The 18,204-nt window shown below is 67.6% G+C and carries 20 protein-coding genes and 2 pseudogenes; 11 read left to right on the forward strand and 11 right to left on the reverse strand.

The window, feature by feature from the left end; genetic code table 11:
* Positions 1 to 2: 2 nt before the first annotated feature.
* From MBENS4_RS06830 to MBENS4_RS25710, 3 genes are read right to left on the reverse strand one after another with little or no spacing between them, the layout of a single operon-like run.
* Positions 3 to 197, reverse strand: coding sequence for a helix-turn-helix transcriptional regulator (locus MBENS4_RS06830; RefSeq protein WP_039389637.1), 195 nt, complete (start codon positions 195 to 197; stop codon positions 3 to 5).
* Entirely contained in the window at positions 194 to 625 is a 432-nt protein-coding gene (locus MBENS4_RS06835) for a hypothetical protein (protein ID WP_242404817.1), read from the reverse strand. The genes MBENS4_RS06830 and MBENS4_RS06835 overlap by 4 nt, the downstream gene beginning before the upstream one ends.
* Positions 619 to 786: a hypothetical protein gene (locus tag MBENS4_RS25710; RefSeq protein ID WP_159108024.1), complete on the reverse strand. Its 168-nt coding sequence runs from the start codon at positions 784 to 786 to the stop codon at positions 619 to 621. The genes MBENS4_RS06835 and MBENS4_RS25710 overlap by 7 nt, the downstream gene beginning before the upstream one ends.
* 381 nt (positions 787 to 1,167) lie before the next feature.
* On the opposite strand from MBENS4_RS25710, the gene thrS reads away from it, so the two are divergent.
* The 4 genes from thrS to MBENS4_RS06855 all read left to right on the forward strand — a co-directional run bounded on the left by thrS (position 1,168) and on the right by MBENS4_RS06855 (position 5,284).
* Positions 1,168 to 3,180, forward strand: coding sequence for a threonine--tRNA ligase (gene thrS, locus MBENS4_RS06840; protein WP_039389638.1), 2,013 nt, complete (start codon positions 1,168 to 1,170; stop codon positions 3,178 to 3,180).
* Complete coding sequence (locus MBENS4_RS06845; RefSeq protein ID WP_039389641.1) at positions 3,177 to 3,611, forward strand: acetyltransferase; 435 nt, start codon at positions 3,177 to 3,179, stop codon at positions 3,609 to 3,611. Before thrS ends, MBENS4_RS06845 begins: the two co-directional genes overlap by 4 nt.
* Before the next feature lie 3 nt (positions 3,612 to 3,614).
* Positions 3,615 to 4,289, forward strand: a complete 675-nt coding sequence (locus tag MBENS4_RS06850) for a spermidine synthase (RefSeq protein WP_039389643.1) — start codon at positions 3,615 to 3,617, stop codon at positions 4,287 to 4,289.
* A 110-nt stretch (positions 4,290 to 4,399) separates the two neighbouring features.
* Positions 4,400 to 5,284 (forward strand): GNAT family N-acetyltransferase, encoded by an 885-nt coding sequence (locus tag MBENS4_RS06855; RefSeq protein ID WP_039389645.1) that lies wholly within the window; start codon positions 4,400 to 4,402, stop codon positions 5,282 to 5,284.
* Between the two features lie 145 nt (positions 5,285 to 5,429).
* Here the strand turns inward: MBENS4_RS06855 and MBENS4_RS06860 are convergent, their stop codons facing one another.
* The 6 genes from MBENS4_RS06860 to MBENS4_RS06880 form a co-directional block, all read right to left on the reverse strand.
* The gene (locus MBENS4_RS06860) at positions 5,430 to 5,771 is read right to left on the reverse strand and encodes a hypothetical protein (protein ID WP_039389647.1); all 342 of its coding nucleotides are present in this window, start codon (positions 5,769 to 5,771) and stop codon (positions 5,430 to 5,432) included.
* A 40-nt stretch (positions 5,772 to 5,811) separates the two neighbouring features.
* Complete coding sequence (locus MBENS4_RS06865; protein WP_039389648.1) at positions 5,812 to 6,699, reverse strand: bestrophin family protein; 888 nt, start codon at positions 6,697 to 6,699, stop codon at positions 5,812 to 5,814.
* Positions 6,696 to 6,938, reverse strand: a complete 243-nt coding sequence (locus MBENS4_RS06870; RefSeq protein WP_052322063.1) for a hypothetical protein — start codon at positions 6,936 to 6,938, stop codon at positions 6,696 to 6,698. The genes MBENS4_RS06865 and MBENS4_RS06870 overlap by 4 nt, the downstream gene beginning before the upstream one ends.
* Before the next feature lie 201 nt (positions 6,939 to 7,139).
* The gene (locus MBENS4_RS25715) at positions 7,140 to 7,289 is read right to left on the reverse strand and encodes a hypothetical protein (RefSeq protein ID WP_159108025.1); all 150 of its coding nucleotides are present in this window, start codon (positions 7,287 to 7,289) and stop codon (positions 7,140 to 7,142) included.
* A gap of 34 nt (positions 7,290 to 7,323) precedes the next feature.
* Entirely contained in the window at positions 7,324 to 8,316 is a 993-nt protein-coding gene (locus MBENS4_RS06875) for an agmatine deiminase family protein (protein WP_039389650.1), read from the reverse strand.
* Position 8,317: 1 nt separating this feature from the next.
* A complete protein-coding gene (locus tag MBENS4_RS06880; RefSeq protein ID WP_039389651.1) occupies positions 8,318 to 10,039 on the reverse strand; it encodes a M28 family metallopeptidase in 1,722 nt (573 codons plus the stop codon).
* 121 nt (positions 10,040 to 10,160) lie between these two features.
* Here MBENS4_RS06880 and MBENS4_RS06885 point away from each other — a divergent pair.
* From MBENS4_RS06885 to MBENS4_RS06900, 4 genes and pseudogenes are all read left to right on the forward strand, one after another.
* Positions 10,161 to 12,886 (forward strand): annotated as a pseudogene (locus MBENS4_RS06885) (bifunctional [glutamine synthetase] adenylyltransferase/[glutamine synthetase]-adenylyl-L-tyrosine phosphorylase).
* Positions 12,883 to 13,356, forward strand: a complete 474-nt coding sequence (locus MBENS4_RS06890) for a peroxiredoxin (protein ID WP_039389653.1) — start codon at positions 12,883 to 12,885, stop codon at positions 13,354 to 13,356. Before MBENS4_RS06885 ends, MBENS4_RS06890 begins: the two are co-directional and overlap by 4 nt.
* 17 nt (positions 13,357 to 13,373) lie before the next feature.
* A pseudogene (locus MBENS4_RS06895) lies at positions 13,374 to 14,175 on the forward strand (ferritin-like domain-containing protein).
* Positions 14,176 to 14,329: 154 nt separating this feature from the next.
* Complete coding sequence (locus MBENS4_RS06900; RefSeq protein WP_039389656.1) at positions 14,330 to 15,034, forward strand: M23 family metallopeptidase; 705 nt, start codon at positions 14,330 to 14,332, stop codon at positions 15,032 to 15,034.
* 136 nt (positions 15,035 to 15,170) lie between these two features.
* Here MBENS4_RS06900 and MBENS4_RS23940 read toward each other — a convergent pair whose 3' ends face one another.
* Positions 15,171 to 15,620 (reverse strand): ArsR/SmtB family transcription factor, encoded by a 450-nt coding sequence (locus MBENS4_RS23940; RefSeq protein ID WP_340140798.1) that lies wholly within the window; start codon positions 15,618 to 15,620, stop codon positions 15,171 to 15,173.
* A complete protein-coding gene (locus MBENS4_RS06910; protein WP_039389658.1) occupies positions 15,617 to 16,252 on the reverse strand; it encodes a peroxiredoxin in 636 nt (211 codons plus the stop codon). Before MBENS4_RS06910 ends, MBENS4_RS23940 begins: the two co-directional genes overlap by 4 nt.
* A 77-nt stretch (positions 16,253 to 16,329) precedes the next feature.
* On the opposite strand from MBENS4_RS06910, the gene MBENS4_RS06915 reads away from it, so the two are divergent.
* From MBENS4_RS06915 to MBENS4_RS06925, 3 genes are read left to right on the forward strand one after another with little or no spacing between them, the layout of a single operon-like run.
* A complete protein-coding gene (locus MBENS4_RS06915; protein WP_039391913.1) occupies positions 16,330 to 17,271 on the forward strand; it encodes an MBL fold metallo-hydrolase in 942 nt (313 codons plus the stop codon).
* 37 nt (positions 17,272 to 17,308) lie between these two features.
* Complete coding sequence (locus MBENS4_RS06920; RefSeq protein WP_242404818.1) at positions 17,309 to 17,761, forward strand: YeeE/YedE family protein; 453 nt, start codon at positions 17,309 to 17,311, stop codon at positions 17,759 to 17,761.
* 1 nt (position 17,762) lies between these two features.
* Positions 17,763 to 18,179 carry a DUF6691 family protein gene (locus MBENS4_RS06925; RefSeq protein ID WP_039389660.1) on the forward strand — a complete coding sequence of 139 codons (417 nt, stop codon included), beginning with the start codon at positions 17,763 to 17,765 and terminating at the stop codon, positions 18,177 to 18,179.
* Positions 18,180 to 18,204 lie beyond the last annotated feature (25 nt).

Below are 18,204 nucleotides of genomic sequence, written 5' to 3' on the forward strand. Positions count from 1 at the left end.
CGTTACTCTCCTCTCAGGAAGATCTCTTCTATCGCAAGTTCGAATACTTCGGCAATACGAAAGGCCAGTGGCAGCGAGGGATCGTAACGTCCCGTCTCGATGGCGTTGACGCTCTGGCGCGAAACATCGAGCTTTCCGGCCAGGTCCTGCTGGCTCCAGCCACGCTCGGCCCGCAGGACTTTCAGGCGGTTCTTCACATGCACCCCGCATCGCCAAGCGTCAGCTTGTTGACCACCATTCCCAGCCCCAGCCCTGCGCACCACATCGGGAATACGAAGAAGATCGGGAGCTTCGGCACCTGGGGCGAATAGAGTTCGAGAATGCCCCAGACGCTGCAAACCGCCAGCGTCAGCGCTGTCGCAACCAGGAACTTGCGCACTTCCAGCATGCGCAGATACTCATCCTGAAGTTCGACCAGCAGCCGCGCCATCGCCCAGATCCAGCCCAGGACGGCCAGCCCCGGCAGGATCGCGACACCCACCGTCAGCACGCTGGCCGGGGCGTCGTCAGGGATCACCCAGGTCGCCAGCGCGAACAGGGCCACGTAGACAAACGTGATCGGAATGAAGCGCCGCAGATAGCGGCGATACGCCGGATTTGTGCTCGAGAGGCCCACGCTCAGCACCCTTTCCCGTGCGTGCGCCCCTTGCGGATGCGCAGGGCCACCATCGCGGGCATGGTCAGGATTGCGGCAATCGTGGTCCAGTCGGGCAGGACCTCGGCGATGTTGAGAAGGGCCACAGCGATCACGCCGCCACCCCAGAGCAGCGAAACATTACGGGACATACGACAAGCTCCCTTGCTTTTGTGTAAAGCCTGCTTGTCATTGCACCGCGAGTCGTGTCAAGCATAGTTGACATAATGACAGGTCGGCCGACAGCGTGGTGCCAGCCGGCCGGGCCGCGTGACTCGCCCGCACTTCCCTGCTAGAAGCGCGTTCGATGACCAAGCGTGTAACACCCACCACGACCACCACCACCCGGCGCGCCCGGGCACGGCAGGTCGTGGGCTGAGACCACGCAGCGCCGTTGCCCGGGCTCGGGCGATGTGGCGTCAATCTCCCGATCCCAAGCCAAAATAGCCGACGCCGGACCTTCCGCGAGGCGTGCGCTTGTGCCAAAGGCCCAAGGCACCGCCCGCGCGGCCCAGGAGCGAAAGACGAGTTCGATGTCCGAGATGTTCAAGATCAGCCTTCCCGACGGTTCCGTGCGCGAGATGCCCGAAGGCGCGACTCCGCTCGACGTGGCCGCGGCCATCGGTCCGGGCCTTGCCAAGGCGGCCCTCGCGGCCAGGATCGACGGCGAACTGGTGGACCTCACCCGCCCCTTCCAAGGCGATGCGCAGCTCGCGCTGGTGACGGCCAAGGATGAGGCCGAGGCACTTGATCTCGCTCGCCACGACTACGCCCACGTGCTGGCCGAGGCGGTGCAGGCGCTCTGGCCCGGCACGCAGATCACCTTCGGCCCCTCGACCGATGACGGCTTCTACTACGACGTGATGGCGCCGGCAGGCCGCGCGCCCTTCTCGATGGACGATCTTCCCGCCATCGAGGAAAAGATGCGCGAGATCATCAAGGCCGACAAGCCGCTGGTGCGCGAGGTCTGGACCCGCGAGCAGCTGATCGCCAAGTGGACCGCCGAAGGCGAGACCTTCAAGGCGGAATGGGCCGCCGAGCTTCCCGGCGACGAGGACCTTACCGTCTACTGGTCGGGCCAGCCCCATTCCGAAGGCGCCTGGCTCGACATGTGCCGCGGCCCCCACCTGCCCTCCACCGGCAAGCTTGACCCGACCGCCTTCAAGCTGATGCGCGTGGCCGGCGCCTACTGGCGCGGTGACCAGAAGAACGCGCAGCTGACCCGCATCTACGGCACCGGCTGGCTCAACAAGAAGCAGCTCAACGCCCACCTCACGCGCCTCGAAGAGGCCGCCAAGCGCGACCACCGCAAGTTGGGCGGCGAGATGGACCTGTTCCACCTCCAGCAGGAAGCCCACGGTTCGGTGTTCTGGCACCCCAACGGCTTTACCATCTACCGCGCGCTGGAGGACTACATGCGCCGCGCCATTCACGGCGCGGGCTACCAGGAGGTCAAGACCCCGCAGGTGATGGACGCGCGCCAGTGGGAGCAGTCCGGCCACTGGGGCAAGTACCGCGAAAACATGTTCGTCATTCCCGACGAGACGCCGAACACCGAGGACGAAGGCCCGATCGTTTCCGACGATGCGGACTGGATGGCGCTGAAGCCGATGAACTGCCCCGCGCACGTTCTCATCTTCCGCCAGGGCATCACCTCGTACCGTGAGCTGCCGATCCGCCTCTACGAGAACGGCTGCTGCCACCGCAACGAGCCGCACGGCGCGCTGCACGGGCTGATGCGCGTGCGCCAGTTCACGCAGGATGATGCGCACATCTTCTGCCGCGAGGACCAGATCGTCGCCGAAGTGCGCGCCTTCTGCGAACTGGCCGACAAGATCTACAAGGACTTCGGCTTCACCTACTCGATCAAGCTGGCGCTGCGCCCGGAAAAGCGCTTCGGCACCGAGGAGATGTGGGACAAGGCCGAGGACGAGCTGCGCAACGCGGTCATCGAGGCGGGCCTTGCCACCGAAGAGTACGGCTGGGAGGAACTGCCCGGTGAAGGCGCCTTCTACGCGCCCAAGCTGGAATGGCACCTCACCGACGCGATCGGGCGCACCTGGCAGGTCGGCACGATCCAGTCCGACCGCGTCCTGCCCGAGCGCCTCGATGCCGCCTACATTGGCGAGGACGGCGCCAAGCACCGCCCGGTCATGCTGCACCGCGCGATCTTCGGCTCCTACGAGCGTTTCATAGGCATCCTGATCGAGCACTTCGCGGGCCGCCTCCCGGTCTGGCTCGCGCCTGTGCAGGCGGTGGTTGCCACGATCATCTCGGACGCCGACGACTACGCCAAGGAGGCCGTCGCCAAGCTCAAGGCCGCGGGCATCCGCGTCGAGGCGGACCTGCGCAACGAGAAGATCAACTACAAGGTGCGCGAGCACAGCCTGGCCAAGGTCCCGCACCTGCTCGTCGTGGGCGCGCGCGAGGCCGAGGAAGGCACCGTCGCGATCCGCACGCTGGGTGAGAAGGACCAGAAGGTCATGCCGCTCGACGAGGCCATCGCGATGCTGCGCGAGGCCGCCACGGCCCCGGACCTGCGGTGATCCTCCGGCCGGGCGAGCCCCGCGACGTTTCCCGCGCGCTGGATATCTGGCGCGCGGCCGTCGTGGCCACGCACGGCTTTCTTTCCGCGGACGAGCGCGCGCAGATCGAGGTCCAGGTCGCGGCCATGCTCCCCGAGGTTGCCCTCTGGGTGGCCGAGGACGCCAAGGGCATGGTTCAGGGCTTCCTGGTCTTTGACGGCGACATGATCGAGGCGCTCTTCGTCCACCCCGACGTCCACGGACAGGGTTTCGGCTCCGCGCTGGTCGGCAAGGCGCTCGAGCTGCACCCGGCCCCGCGCGTCGATGCCAACGAGCAGGCCGACAACGCCCTGCCCTTCTACCTTGCGCGCGGCTTCGTGCGCACCGGCTGCTCCCCGACCGACGCCGAGGGGCGTCCCTTTCCCATCGTCCACCTGTGCTATGAAGGCTGAACCATGATCCAGCGCGAACTCCTCGATACGGCATGGGTGCCGGACGGCGAAAAGCTCGAACTCTACCGCCACGACAAGGACTTCATGATCGTCCTTGGCCACAACGAACTCATGTCGACCCGCAAGTGGGGCTCCGAAGAGGCGCTGGCGACGATGAGCTTCGAGCGCATCAAGCACGCCAGGCGCCCGCACATGCTGATCGGCGGCTACGGCATGGGTTTCACCCTGCGCGCCGCGCTGCGGGTCCTGCCCGAGAACGGCAAGGCCACCGTGGTCGAGATCGTGCCCGAGATCATCGAATGGGCGAAGGGCCCGATGAAGGAGCTGGAGGCAGGCTGCCTCGATGATCCGCGCGTCAACCTGATCCTCTCCGACGTGGCCCCCTTCATCGCGGGCGCGGAAGGCGATTACGATGCGATCCTGCTCGATGTCGACAATGGCCCCGACGGCCTCGTGCGCGAGGACAACAACGTCCTCTATTCCAAGTCCGGCCTGCGCGCCGCCAAGCGCGCGCTGACGCCCGACGGCGTGCTCGCGATCTGGTCCGCCGGGCCCGATCCCGACTTCACCCGCCGGCTCGAACGCGCCGGTTTCGCGGTCGAGGAGCGCAAGGTCGCCTCGCGCTCGAACGGCAAGGGCCCCAAGCACGTCATCTGGTTCGCCACGATCCGCGAATAGCCCTGCATCTCGCCATCTTCGGGGCGATGCTGTTGCGCCGATAGAAAGACTTGCAAGCCCGCGACGCAACATCGCTGGCAAATCGGCGCAGGCGCATTAGGTTGCCCGGCATGACGCTCAGCGACCTCACCATCCGCGCCATGACCCGCCGCGAAGCCAACCGCCTTGTCGAATGGGCGGCGAACGAAGGCTGGAACCCGGGCCTGCACGATGCCGACCTGTTTTGGGAGGCCGAGCCCAACGCCTTCATCGCCGCCGAGATGGACGGCGAACTGATCGGCGGGGGCACCATCGCCTCCTACGGCGGCGAGTTCGGCTTCATGGGCTTCTTCATCGTGCGCCCCGACTGGCGCGGGCAGGGCCTGGGCGACCGGCTGTGGCAGAACCGGCGCGAGATGCTGCTCTCGCGTCTGAAACCGGGACGCCCCATCGGCATGGACGGCGTCTTCACGATGCAGGACTACTACGCCAAGGGCGGCTTCGTCTTTGCGCACCGCGACCTACGCTTCCAGTTCACGATCCCCACCGACTGGCCGACAACCGAGGCCGCGATGCGCGCCGATGCCGCCCTGGCCCCGCTGTCCGAGGTGCCTTTCGCCGAGGTCACAGCCTACGACCGCACCTGCTTTCCCGCCCCGCGCGAGCCGTTCCTCGAACGCTGGATCGCCCAGGAGGGCGCCCTTTCGCTCGGCTATGTGAAGGACGGAAAGCTGGCGGGCTTCGGCACGATCCGCCCCTGCCGCGAGGGCACCAAGATCGGCCCGCTCTTCGCCGATGACGACGAGGCCGCCGAAGCGCTCTTCTGCGCGCTGGCCGCACACGGCAAGGATGGCCTCGTGACGCTCGACGTGCCCGAGACGCACCCGGGCGCGATGGCGTTGGTGAAACGCCACGGCCTGCGTGAGGTCTTCGGCTGCGCGCGCATGTACCTGGGGCAAGCCCCCGCGCTCGACGAAAAGCGGATCTACGGGATCACGACGTTCGAACTGGGGTAGAACCGTACGAAGTAGAAATAAGATTCAAGGGGCCATAGCCCCTTGACCCCAGAATGGGTGACCTCACCTCGCTCCCCCGCCGATGCGCACATAAGGTGAGCTCGACAGTTTGGGGAGCCCGAGGGCGATGGCCCTCGGACCGACCTTACTGATCCTGTTCCAGCCGCGCGAGCCAGGCCTGCGCCTGCTTGGGCTCACCCACGGCATGGGAGTTCACCGGCCCGCGCGCGGCAAGGAATTCGGCGTGGAGCGCGAAGGGTTCAAGGTCGAGCCGTTCGCGCAGGTCCGCGATCTCGTCGGCCAGCTCCTCCAGTTCGGCGAGGAGCGGCCTGGCCTTGGCCACGTGGGTCTTGTCGCGGGTGTGCCCGAAGAGCCCCCACTGCCCGGCGGCGGTCACCTTGAGCGCGCCAATCAGCGCGGCGGTGTATTCCTCTTCGGCCTCCTCGCGGCGGCGGTCCATGCGTTCAAGACGATCTGCTCGTGCCATGGACCAGCCTATGCGCCGAGGGCCCGCGCAGGGCAAGCGCTTACCAGAGCACGCCGTCCTTCCCCGGCTTGAGCGGCTCGGGCGCCTCTTCGCCGATGCACTGCAGGAGGTCGATCTCGATCGTGCGGCACATCTGGTTGAGCGGAAGGTCATGGACGTCGTTGGCAAAAGGATCCACCAGTTCATCGCCGATGGTGAGGACGGCGAGGAACATCGCGCCCGCCAGCGTGGAGCCGAGCGGCGTTGCAAACTGCAGCGTCTCGACCAGCCCGATGGGGAGCAGCACGCAGAACATATGCGTGAAGACCGTGGGCAGCCAGCGGTACTGGTGGGGCAGCGGCGTGTTCTTGAGGCGCTCCATGCCCCCTTGCGAATTGGCGATGTCGACCAGAACGGCCTCCATCTGGGCCTGCTGGATGGTGTCGATCCAGCCCTTGCGGCGCGCCTCGTCGATGCGCCGACCGGTGCCATCGAGAATGCCGTTGGCGACGTTGGTGCGCTGGAGGGCCAGGTCCGCCTCGTGCCGGGGAAGGAGGCGGATCACCTCCTCGTCGGGCTTCTGGCGCCTCAGCTGGCAGCGCAGCGCGTGAACATAGGCAATCTGGCGCAGGACAATACGCCGCTTGTAGTCCTCCCCTTCTGGGTCGGGCAGGAAATTGCGGGCCGCGCGCGCGATGTTGCGGCTCGCGTTGATCATCAGGCCCCAGAGCTGGCGGCCTTCCCACCAGCGGTTGTAGGCCGAGTTGCTGCGAAAGCCCAGGAACAGCGCGAGCGCGGAACCAAACAGCGTCACCGGCAGCTCGGGCGCGTCGAAAGGCAGGACGTAGTAGGTGAACGTGACGATCACGTCCCACACGAACAGGACGGCCAGCGGCTTCCAGACTTCGCGGATGATGCGGGCCGGACGGGGGGCCGAAGTAACGATCATGGGTTTCGGACGTCTCCTTCGCGCGGTTCGGCGCGTTCGATCAGGGGCACGGATGCAGGCTTGGCACCGGCCTGCGCCATGGCAGCTGAACTGCCGCTGGCCGGACGGATGCGCAGCCAGTCGACCCGGTCCACCGAGACGAAGAAGGCCAGTACCCCGCACCCGAACAGGAACAGGAGAAAGTTGCCGACGAGCGCTTCGCGCCCTGCGGCGCTTTCGGCTTCACTGAATTGGCGCATGTTCACACTCCCAGATGTGGTGTCGAGGAGGGAAAGTGGGAAGCCTTGGTTACGCCTGCATCAGCCGATTGCGACGAAATCTTGCTGCACTGCGATAGAGAGGTTGTGCAGTGCATCAGACGCGGCCAACAGCGCGCCGGAAGGCCCTATGCAAAGACCTTCCCCGTCAATCCGATGAAATGTCCGAAAAATGCCGCGGGCTCAGAGCCCGAGATCGACCCCGGCGAGAATCAGCGCGAGGGCACAGCCCGCCACCACCAGGCCGCGCGCCACATCCTGCGCTACGCCCTGCGCCACCGGCAGGGCCGGGCGCCGCGTGAACGGGAAGGCAAGGGCAAGGACTCGGGCCATGACGCTGCTATGCGCCCGAGCCCTTGCAAAAACGTTAATCACCGCTGGGAAGCGAGGGCATCTGCTGGCTCGAACAGTGGAACGAACCGCCGCCCGCAAGCACCGCATCGGCCATTACGCCCACCGTATCACGGTCGGGGAACAGCTCGGCGATGGCGGTGACGCCTTCCTCGTCGTACTTCGTGCCGTAGATCGGCACGACCACCAGGTTCGAGGTGATCGCAAAGTTCATGTAGCTGGCGGGCTCGATCCGCCCGCCCGTCTTGACACGGCCCGGCGAGGGAACTTCGGCCACGCGCACGCCCATCGCCTCGGCGCGGGCCTTGGCATCGGCGTAGATCGCCGCGTTGGGATCGTCCACGCCGGTCGCGCGCGGCAGGGCGAGGACGCCCGGGGCGACGAAGCGCGCGAGGTTGTCGACATGCCCGTCGGTGTGGTCGTTGATGAGGCCATCGCCCAGCCACAGCACCTTGTCGTAGCCCAGATCGCGCTCCAGGCGCAGTTCCAGATCCTGGCGAGTGAGGTGCGGGTTGCGGTTGGGGTTGAGCAGGCACTGCTCGGTCGTGGCGACAAGGCCGGTGCCATCGCCGTCAAGCGCGCCGCCTTCAAGGACCCAGTCCGCCGTCTCGACGGCCAGCCCGGCATCACGGGCGAGCTCGGCGCCGATCTCCTGGTCGCCGTCCATCAGGTACTTGCCGCCCCAGCCGTTGAAGCCGAAGCGCATCGCCTTGCGCGCGCCCTTGGCGTCCATCGTCACCAGAGGCCCTGTATCGCGCAGCCAGACATCGCCGTAGCGGCGCACCTCCAGCGTGACCTTGTCCGAGACGAGCGAAGCCGCGCGCGCGCGGTTGGCCTCGTCGCGCACGATCAGACGCACTTCCTGGCCCGCTTCGGCCACGACGCTGGCGAACTGCGCCATCTGCTCCTGCGCAGCCTCCAGGAAGCCGGGCCATTCGACCGGATCGTGCGGGAAGCCGATCCAGATCCAGTCCTGCGGGTGCCACTCGGGGGGAAGGGCGAAAGACAACTCAACAGCCTCCTTGGGATGCCGCGCATGCCTTGTCGCGCACGGCCCTAAATTCATCGTCCTCGTGCCAGTTCGGCCAACTGTCCGAATCGGCGAGATCGCGGCCGAGCCGATAGAAGAGCGACACCTCCTGAACAATGCCATCCCAGTTCCAGTCCGCCGAATATTCGTCGGACGGGGCGTGGTAGCGGTTGGTGACATAGTCTTCGCTCAGCGCATCGCCCGCCGCGCGCCCGCCTTCGACAAGGTCGGTGCTGCGCTCGAAGTTGAACATCGGCACGCCCCGCTTGGCAAAGGAGAAGTGGTCCGAGCGGTAGTAGCTGCCCCGCTCCGAGTGGTCTTCGGGCACTTCGCCAAGCCCCTCATCAGCCAGCGCTGCGCGGAACAGCGCGGTCAGGTCCGACTTGTCGCCCCCCACCATCGCAAAACTGCGCGCGCGGGGGCCGGGCAGCAGCGCGTCCATGTTCACCCCGCCGACCGTGTGATCGAGCGGGAAGACCGGGTTGGCCGCATAGTATTCCGAGCCCAGCAGCCCCGATTCTTCCAGCGTCACGGCCAGGAACACCTGGCTGCGCGCGGTTGCGCCGGCCTCGACGTTGGCATTCGCCAGCGCGGTCAGCGCGCCGATCCCGGTCGCGTTATCGACCGCGCCGTTGCAGATGTCGTCCCCGCTCGCATCGGGCGTGCAGTGGCCCAGATGATCCCAGTGCCCGGTATAGAGCACGTATTCGTCCGGGCGCTCGGTGCCGGGGAGCACGCCCACCACGTTGTGCGAGGAGGACTTGCGCACCTTGTTGTCGAACCCGAAGCGGACCTTGAGGCCCAGAGGCACGGGTTTGAAGCCGGGCCGCCTGGCCGCTTCGCTCAGCGCCGAAAGGTCCTGCCCCGCGCTCTTCAGCAAGGTCTCGGCGACCGCCTTCTGGATCCAGCCGTTGGCCTTCGTCGCGCTCGCCCCGTCATCCGGGGTCTGGACGTAATACTGCGCGCCGGTCCAGCTGGAGTTGACGACGTTCCAGCCATAGGCGGCCGGAAACGTATCGTGCACGATCAGCGCGGCATCCGCGCCCTGCCGGGCCGCTTCCTCGAACTTGTAGGTCCAGCGCCCGTAGTAGGTCATGCGCCGCCCCTTGAAGAGCCCGTCCTCGGTCTCGGCAGCGTAATCGGGATCGTTGACGAGGATGACCGCCGTCTTCCCCCTCATGTCGATCCCGGCGTAGTCGTTCCAGCCCAGTTCGGGGGCGTTGATGCCATAGCCCACGAAGACCAGCTCGCTGTCCGCGATGCGCGTCTCGGGCACGACGCGGTAGCTCGCCGCGACGTAGCCATCGCCGTAGCCGAAGGTCTGCGAGGTGCCCTTGCCCGTCACCGCCATCGGGGTGGGATCGGTCGCGGTGATCTCGACCGTGGGGACCTCCTGCAGCCACTCGCCGTGATTGCCCGGCTGCAATCCGGCGGCCTTGAAGCGGGTGATGATCGCATCGAGCACCTTGGGCTCGATCGCGGTGCTGGGCGCGCGGCCCTCCAGCGCATCGGAGGAGAGCGTGGCGGTCACCTCCCCCATGATCGCCCTGGCCTTGCTCGGCAGCGCATCCGCCGTCTCGTCCGCGACAGGCCGCTCGGGCGGGGGCAGCGCGGTGCCCTTGGGCATATCGGGCCCGGAGTAGGACGTGGAGGAGCAGGCCGAGAGGCCCAGCGCGGCAAGAAGGAGAAGGCGGTTCTTCACGGGAAGTCCCCTGGATTGGCAATATGGCGCCCCGGCGGCGCCCCTGGCCCAGAGGTGCCAGAGGCGCGCGCGGTGAACAAGGCGCTTGCCCGGCCCAGTCCAAGTCGGCAGGACAGGCACCATGACGACGACGACCGGAGAGGACTGGAGCGGCGCGCTCGCGCGTGCACGTGCCCATGCACCGTTTCTTGCAACGCTGCTCGAGCGACGCCCCGAACTGGCCGACGTGCTGGCTGCGGGCGATGGCGAGGCCGCGCTGGCGATGGCGCGCACGGCCGGGGACGCCGCGCCCTCGGTGGGCGCGGCGTTGCGGCGCGAGCGCCAGGCCCTCGCGCTGACGCTGGCCATCGGCGACCTGGCCGGTGCCTTCCCGCTCCTGAAAGTGACGGGCGAGCTGTCCGCCTTTGCCGACCGCGCGCTCGATGCCGCCATCGCCGATGGCATCCGCCGCCGCGCGCCCGACGCCGAGCCCGGCGGGTTTCTGGCCCTGGCGCTCGGCAAGCACGGCGCGGGCGAGTTGAACTACAGCTCGGACATCGACCCGATCCTGCTGTTCGATCCCGAGACCCTGCCCCGGCGCGAGCGCGACGATCCGGGCGAGGCTGCCCAGCGCGTCGCGCGCCATGTCGTCCAGACACTCTCGAACGTCGATGGCGAGGGCTATGTCTTTCGCGTCGACCTGCGCCTGCGCCCGGCCTCGGAAGTCAGCCCCCTCGCCATCTCGATCAACGCCGCGCTCACCCACTACGAAAGCTCGGCGCTCGCCTGGGAGCGCGCCGCCTTCATCCGCGCGCGCGCCTGTGCGGGCGACATCGCGGCTGGCGAGCAGTTCCTCGCCGCGATCCGCCCCTTCGTGTGGCGCAAGAGCCTCGACTTCGGGGCCATTGCCGAGATCGGCCGCCTCACCCGCCAGATCCGCGCCAGCGCACGCGGCACAGAAGCTGTCGGCCCCGGCTTCGACCTCAAGAAAGGCCGCGGCGGCATTCGCGAGATCGAGTTCTACGCCCAGACCCACCAGCTGATCCACGGTGGCCGCCAGCCCGCGCTGCGCCTGCGCGGCACGCGCGCGACGCTCGATGCGCTGGCCGAGGCTGGCCTCGTCCCGCCCGAGGACGCGCGCCTCCTGGGCGAAAGCTACGACCGCCTGCGCACCATCGAGCACCGCCTGCAGATGCTGCGCGACCATCAGACCCATTCGCTGCCCTCCGACCCGGAGGCGCTCGACGCCGCCGCCCGGCTCGATGGCCTTGCCGATGGCGCCGCGCTGGTGGAGGAAGTCGCCGCGATCACGCAGGAGGTGGGCGCGCGCTACGACGCGCTGGTCATGGCCAACACCCCGCTCCAGGCCGACGCGGCCGTTGCCATGCCCGCCCAAGCGAGCCTTCGCGACGAGCTGGAGGACCTTGCTTCGCCGATCCGGCCGCGCTGGCCGAGCGGATCGAGGGCTGGCTCTCCGGGCGGGTGCGCGCCCTGCGCTCGGACGCAGCCCGCGCCGCGTTCGAGGCAATGCGCCCCGAACTCATGGCCGCGCTGGCGCAGGCGCCCGAGCCCGAACGCGCGGTGCTGCGCTGGGAGCAGCTTCTGGGCAACCTGCCCAGCGCCATCAACCTCTTCCGCCTGCTGGAGGCGCGCCCCGCGCTGCTGGGCGTCCTGGTCAACATTCTCAGCCTCGCCCCCCCGCTCGCCGATGCCCTTGCCCGCCGGGCAGACCTCCTCGATCCACTGATCGACGCCAGCGCCTTCGAACTTCCGGGCGACGTCGACAGCCTCGTCGCCAATTTCGCGCGCCTTGAGCCGGGGAGCGACTACGAGCGCGTTCTCGACACGGTGCGCCGCCGGGTCAGCGAGGCGCGCTTCCGGCTTGGCGTCCAGCTGATCGAAGGCGTCAACGATCCCATCGCCATCGGCCAGGGCCTCGCGCGCATCGCCGAGGCCGCCAGCCTCGTCCTCACCCGCGCGGCGAGCGAGGAGTTTGCCCAGCGCCACGGGACGATTCCCGGGAGCGAAATGGTCGTGCTCGGCCTCGGACGCTTTGGCGGCGGGATCCTCACCCACGCCTCGGACCTTGACCTCATCTACCTCTTCACCGGCGATTTCCAGGCCGAGAGCGACGGCGAACGCCCGCTGGGCGCCACGCTCTACTACAACCGCCTGTCCAAGCGCGCGATCGCCGCGCTCTCGGTGCCCACCGCCGAGGGCGCGCTCTACGAAGTCGACACGCGCCTGCGCCCCTCGGGTGAACAGGGACCGCCCGCAGCTTCGCTGGAAAGCTTCCGCCAGTACCAGGGCGAGGACGCCTGGACCTGGGAGCACATGGCGCTGTGCCGCGCGCGCGTCCTCATCGGATCTCCCGAAGCGCGCCTTGCCGTCGAGCACGAGATCGCCCGCGTCCTCACCCGCCCGCGCGATCCCGAGGTGCTGCGCGGCGAAGTGCTGGAGATGCGCACGCGCATGGCCGGGCACAAACCCGCCAAGGGCCCGCTCGATGTAAAGCTCGCGCGCGGCGGGCTCGTCGACCTCGAGTTCCTTGTCCACCACGCCCAGCTTGCCAGCGGGCGCGGGCTTGTCCCGGATCTCGGGCACGCCATCGCCGCGCTCGCGACGCACGGCCTGTTGCCGGAGGACCTGGGCCCCGCGCACGACACGCTCACCCGCTTCCTCGTTGCCGCGCGCCTGCTCGCGCCCGATTCGCAGCTGCCTGTGCCCGCCGCACGGCTGGCCCTCGTGCGCGCATGTGGTTATGGGGACTGGAGCGAACTCGAAACCGCGCTGGCGGGCGCACGCAGCTGCGTGGCCCAGGCCTGGCGCGACGCCTTTGGCGAAGAACTGGAGATTGAGACACCATGACCGAACGCCCCGGCCCCGGCGACGCCTTCCCCGACATTGCCATGGAGACGCCCGAAGGCGGCAGCGTGAAGGCCTCGGACTTTGCGGGCCAGAAGCTCGTCGTGTTCTTCTACCCCAAGGACAACACCCCCGGCTGCACGACCGAGAACATCGACTTTTCCGCGCTCAAGCCGGAGTTCGACGCGGCGGGCGTGGCGCTGCTGGGCGTCAGCAAGGATTCGGCCAAGAAGCACCAGAACTTCATCGCCAAGCATGACCTGAAGGCCCCTCTCGCCACCGATGCGGAAGAGAACGGCGTCTCCGATGCGCTGGGCATCTGGACCGAGAAGAAGAACTACGGCCGCACCTACATGGGCATGGTGCGCACCACCTACCTGATCGACGCCGAAGGCAGGATCGCCCAGGTCTGGGACAAGGTGAAGGTCAAGGAGCACGCCAAGGCCGTGCTGGAGGCCGCCAAGGCCCTCTGAGCGCCATGACCTGCGACATGTCGAACCCGCCGCCAACGCTGGCGCGCGCGATCCGGGCAGCCCTGCTCGAGCCCCACCCGCGCACCAAGGTCATGGCGACCCGCAAGCTGGTGCGTGAGTGGCGCCAGGGCCGCCTTGCGCCGGTCTTCGACGTGGCCATGCCCGACACGCCGGGCCGCCCGGCCCATCCCGAACTTCTCCCCCCCGCGCGATATGCCCAAGCGCCGCAAGGCGGGCTCGGAGCGCGGGCGCATCGCCCTGTGGCATTCGCTCGCGCACATCGAGTTCGTGGCGATCGACCTCGCGCTCGACATGGCCGGGCGCTTCGGGGGCGAAATGAGCCGGGAGTTCATCGACGATTTCCTGAACGTCGCGGCCGACGAGGCGCTGCACTTCGCCCTCATCGAGCGGCACCTCGCGACCATGGGCAGCCACTACGGCGCGCTTCCCGCCCATGGTGGGCTGTGGGACGCGGCAAGCGAGACCCGCCACGATGTCGCCGCGCGCCTTGCCGTGGTGCCGATGGTGCTCGAAGCGCGCGGGCTCGACGTGACGCCGGGCACCCGCGATAGGGTTAAAGCCCTAGGCGATGCACGGGGCGCCGTTATCCTCCAACGAATCCTTGACGATGAAATCCGGCACGTCCGGTACGGTGCAAATCATTTCGACGCGGAGGCGAAGCGCCGAAATGCGGCGCCTGCGATTCTCTGGAAAACCTTGGTTTCCCGCCATTTCCACGGGGTCGTTAAGCCACCGTTCAACGACTCGGCGCGCTCGGCTGCCGGTTTATCGCGCGAATTCTACGCCGCCCTTGTTTGATTAACATTCCCGGTCATAACTGAAACTCGAGAGACGGCGGGGGGTTCCGACCATCTCCGAAATCAAGGTTCGACACGGTCCGCATCCCAGGATCGCGGTCGAAGGGTTCAAGCGCCTTGCCCTCAGGGGTTCGGCGGATAACAAGGTATTGCGAGTGGTCGTAACGAAAGTCTTCGCCAAAATCCGCGCAGTGGCCGGTGCCGCCGTGATCGCGGGCAGCGCTATCGCCGCCCATCCGGCCATGGCCAACTCCAGCGCGGCGTCTGCCGACATCGCCGCCCCGCTGCGCGCGGCACAGTCGGCCGGCCAGTCGGCCTCGGGCAACGAAGACGCCCAGTTCCGCACCCTGTTCAGCTCCTGGCAGAACTTCGAGGAAACCGGCCTTGCCGCCGCCAAGCCCGCGGCCAAGGTCGGCGCCATCGCCCCGGTTTCGATCCCCTCGCGCAACCCCCTCGAACATTCGGTTACCACCAGCAGCTACGGCATGCGCAACCACCCGATCCTCGGGCGTCGCCAGGGCCACAAGGGCATCGACCTCGCCGCGCCGACCGGTACCCCGGTCTACGCGCCCGCCGACGGTATCGTCAGCCGCGCCTCGATGTTCAGCTCGTATGGCCTCTACATCTCGCTGGAGCACGGCGGCGAACTGCAGACCCGCTACGGCCACCTCTCGCGCCTGAACGTTGCCGAAGGCCAGACCGTCCACAAGGGCGATCTCATCGGTTTCGTGGGCTCGACCGGCCGCTCGACTGGCCCCCACCTGCACTACGAAGTCCGTGTGGACGGTGCCGCGGTGAACCCGGTTCCCTACATGCAGTCGGGCCTCGCCGCGAACGAGAGCGACGCCAAGGGCGGCTGATACAGATTTGAACGACAAGCAGCGCCGATTGGCGCTGTTTTCGTTTCCCGGTTCGGAGAGGGAAAGGGCGGCCGCAGAGCCGCCTTTTCTATGTCCGCAGCTTCAGACTACGGGCCGCTGCACGGTACCCGAGCGATCAGTCCAGCTTGGCGAAGACCGCCGCCCCACCGCGCCGCCGCAGCGCCGCCGTGTCGCTGCCGTCCTGCGTGTTGGCCGGCAAAGGCTGCACCGAGGTGACCGCACCGCCCGTCAGCTTGGCGACGATCCGCCCCTGGAACTCGGCCGGGCAGATCGCCTGGAAAGCCGAGCAGACCTGTTCAAGCGCCTCGGCCTCGACTGCGTAGAAAACCAGCTTGGCCTCGCGCCGGGCCGAGACGAGCCCGGCGTTGCGCAGCACCGAGAGCTGCTGCGAGAGCGTGGGCTGGCCGATCCCCGTGGCGGCCTCGATCTCGCCCACATTGCGCTCTCCGCGCGCGACACAGGACAGGATCTCGTAGCGCAGGGGATGCGCGATCGCCTTGATGAGCTCGATCGGGGCGCCGTCCCCTCCGGGCGGCGAAGGCGGGGTGGATGCACTGGCCATCATTCACACTCCTTCAGAAACCAGCCGACCGGGTTGTCGGCCGACAGCACGCTGTCCATCGTCGGCTCGGGGTGGGCAAAAAGCGGCTTGCCCGGCTCCCAGCCTTCCGGCGGCAGCCCCTTGCCGGCATCGGCGACCTGCAGTGCCGCGACAATCCGCAGCACTTCCTCCACCGAGCGCCCGATCTCGACCGGGTAGGTCACGATGGCCCGAACGACCTGCGCGGGGTCGATGATGAAGACGGTGCGCACCGTCCCGGCATCATGGGCGTCGTTCGCCACCATACCATAGGCGCGGCCGATCACCAGCGTGGGATCCTCGACAACCGGAAAGGTCACTTCGACTTCGTAATGGTCACGGATCGCGCGCAACCATGCGAAATGCGCGTAGAGACTGTCCACCGAAAGCGCCATCAGCGCGCAATCCAGTTCGGCAAAGCGTTCAGCCGCGCGCGCGAAGGCGACGAATTCGGACGTGCATACCGGCGTGAAATCGGCCGGGTGCGAGAAAAACGCCAGCCAGCGCCCCTCAAAATCCTTCATCGCCACAGGGCCTTGCGTGCTGCGCGCGGTGAACGCGGGCACGGCATCGCCGATACGCAAGGGACAACAGTGTTTGCGGGTCTCGTCTTCCATGGAAAAGTTCTAGCGCAAGATGCCTCTTGACGCAAGACAGTTACATAATTACATTAAATCAAAATTTGGAGAACGACATGCCTGACGCACCAGCCCCCCACACGGCCCTGAGCCAGGCCGCCACCCAGATCGAAACGGCGCGCGGCGACAGCGCCAAGCAACCGGAAATTGCAGCTTTCTTCGATGAAACGACCTTCACCGTGACGTACGTGGTCCACGACCCGGCCAGCGGCGAAGCAGCGATCATCGACTCGGTCCTCGATTACGAAGCCTCTTCGGGTCGCACCTCGAGCGCTTCGGCCGACCAGGTCCTTGCCTACGTGATTTCAAAAAATCTGAAAGTCGCATGGCACATCGAGACCCATGCCCACGCCGACCACCTTTCCGCGGCACCCTATCTCCAGGAAAAGCTGGGCGGCAAGCTCGCCATCGGACGCGAGATCGTGCGCGTGCAGGAGGTCTTCGGCAAGATCTTCAACGCGGGCACGCGCTTTGCCCGGGACGGCTCGCAGTTCGACCACCTCTTCGCCGATGGCGAGACCTTCACGCTCGGCACATTGACCGGCACCGCGCTCCATGTCCCCGGCCACACGCCGGCCGACATGGCCTACGTGATCGGCGATGCGGCCTTCGTGGGCGACACGCTGTTCATGCCCGACTACGGCACCGCGCGCGCGGATTTTCCGGGCGGCGATGCCCGCCAGCTCTACCGCTCGATCCGCCGCCTGCTGACGCTCCCGCCCGAAACCCGGCTGTTCCTGTGCCACGACTACAAGGCACCTGGCCGCGAGGAGTTCGTCTGGGAGACCACGGTGGCCGAGCAGCGCGCCGCCAACGTCCACGTCCACGACGGCGTGAGTGAGGACGATTTCGTCGACATGCGCACCCGCCGGGATGCGACGCTCTCGATGCCCAACCTCATCCTGCCTTCGGTCCAGGTCAACATGCGCGGCGGGCACTTGCCCGAGCCCGAGGACAACGGCGTGCGCTACCTCAAGATTCCCGTCAACGCCCTCTAAAGCAGCCTTTTTTCCAGAGAGACAGAAAGCCCCCCTCATGTTCGACTGGTTCATGCAATCGTTTCCAGATGCCCAGCCGCTCCACGGACTGGCCGGCGGCGTCCTCATCGGCCTTGCCGGTGCCGTCATGCTCCTGGGCCCCGGCCGCATCGCCGGGATCAGCGGAATGACCGCGCGCGTCGCGGGCCTTTCGGGCGGCGCGCCCTGGCCGCTTGCAGCCCTGTTCCTCGCCGGACTTCCGGCAGGCGCACTGGCCGTGGCGGCGCTGATCGGCGGCATCCCGGCGCAGTTTCCGCCCTCGCTCGTCCTTCTCGCCATCGCAGGCCTGGTGACGGGCGTCGGCACGCGCCTGGGCAGTGGCTGCACCAGCGGCCACGGCGTGTGCGGCCTCTCGCGCCTCTCGCCCCGCTCGATCGTCGCCACCCTCACCTTCATCGCGACCGGCATGGTGACCGTCGCGCTGGTCAACGCTCTGGGAGGAGGTATCTGACATGCGCAATCTGATGGCTCTACTCTCCGGCCTGCTGTTCGGCGCCGGACTTGCCCTTTCCGGCATGATGGACCCGGCGCGCGTGCGCGGCTTCCTCGACATTGCGGGCGACTGGGACCCCACGCTCGCCTTCGTGATGGGCGGCGCGGTCCTCGTCATGGCGCTCGCCTGGGCGCTCCAGCGCCGCATGCACCGCCCGCTCGCCTGCGAAGACTTCGCCCTACCCGGCACGCGCCTCATCGACGCACGCCTCATCGGCGGCGCCGCGCTGTTCGGTGTGGGCTGGGGGCTTGGCGGCCTGTGCCCGGGCCCCGCGATCGCCTCGCTCGTCTTACACCCCGTCTCCGCCGGCGTCTTCGTCGCCGCCATGCTGGCAGGCATGCTCGCCTTCCGCCTGGTCGACAGGCGCCGCGGCTGATTCCCCCCCACCTCAGAAGTACGCA

It is taken from the genome of Novosphingobium sp. MBES04 (genome assembly GCF_000813185.1).
GTDB lineage: Bacteria > Pseudomonadota > Alphaproteobacteria > Sphingomonadales > Sphingomonadaceae > Novosphingobium > Novosphingobium decolorationis.

Coding starts and splice junctions, on each gene's coding strand:
- MBENS4_RS06920 (WP_242404818.1), top strand. CDS start 17,309: ATGTTCGACTGGTTCATGCAATCGTTTCCAGATGCCCAGCCGCTCCAC.
- thrS (WP_039389638.1), top strand. CDS start 1,168: ATGTCCGAGATGTTCAAGATCAGCCTTCCCGACGGTTCCGTGCGCGAG.
- MBENS4_RS06865 (WP_039389648.1), bottom strand. CDS start 6,699: ATGATCGTTACTTCGGCCCCCCGTCCGGCCCGCATCATCCGCGAAGTC.
- MBENS4_RS06890 (WP_039389653.1), top strand. CDS start 12,883: ATGACCGAACGCCCCGGCCCCGGCGACGCCTTCCCCGACATTGCCATG.
- MBENS4_RS06915 (WP_039391913.1), top strand. CDS start 16,330: ATGCCTGACGCACCAGCCCCCCACACGGCCCTGAGCCAGGCCGCCACC.
- MBENS4_RS06855 (WP_039389645.1), top strand. CDS start 4,400: ATGACGCTCAGCGACCTCACCATCCGCGCCATGACCCGCCGCGAAGCC.
- MBENS4_RS23940 (WP_340140798.1), bottom strand. CDS start 15,620: ATGATGGCCAGTGCATCCACCCCGCCTTCGCCGCCCGGAGGGGACGGC.
- MBENS4_RS25710 (WP_159108024.1), bottom strand. CDS start 786: ATGTCCCGTAATGTTTCGCTGCTCTGGGGTGGCGGCGTGATCGCTGTG.
- MBENS4_RS25715 (WP_159108025.1), bottom strand. CDS start 7,289: ATGGCCCGAGTCCTTGCCCTTGCCTTCCCGTTCACGCGGCGCCCGGCC.
- MBENS4_RS06910 (WP_039389658.1), bottom strand. CDS start 16,252: ATGGAAGACGAGACCCGCAAACACTGTTGTCCCTTGCGTATCGGCGAT.
- MBENS4_RS06850 (WP_039389643.1), top strand. CDS start 3,615: ATGATCCAGCGCGAACTCCTCGATACGGCATGGGTGCCGGACGGCGAA.
- MBENS4_RS06870 (WP_052322063.1), bottom strand. CDS start 6,938: ATGCGCCAATTCAGTGAAGCCGAAAGCGCCGCAGGGCGCGAAGCGCTC.
- MBENS4_RS06860 (WP_039389647.1), bottom strand. CDS start 5,771: ATGGCACGAGCAGATCGTCTTGAACGCATGGACCGCCGCCGCGAGGAG.
- MBENS4_RS06925 (WP_039389660.1), top strand. CDS start 17,763: ATGCGCAATCTGATGGCTCTACTCTCCGGCCTGCTGTTCGGCGCCGGA.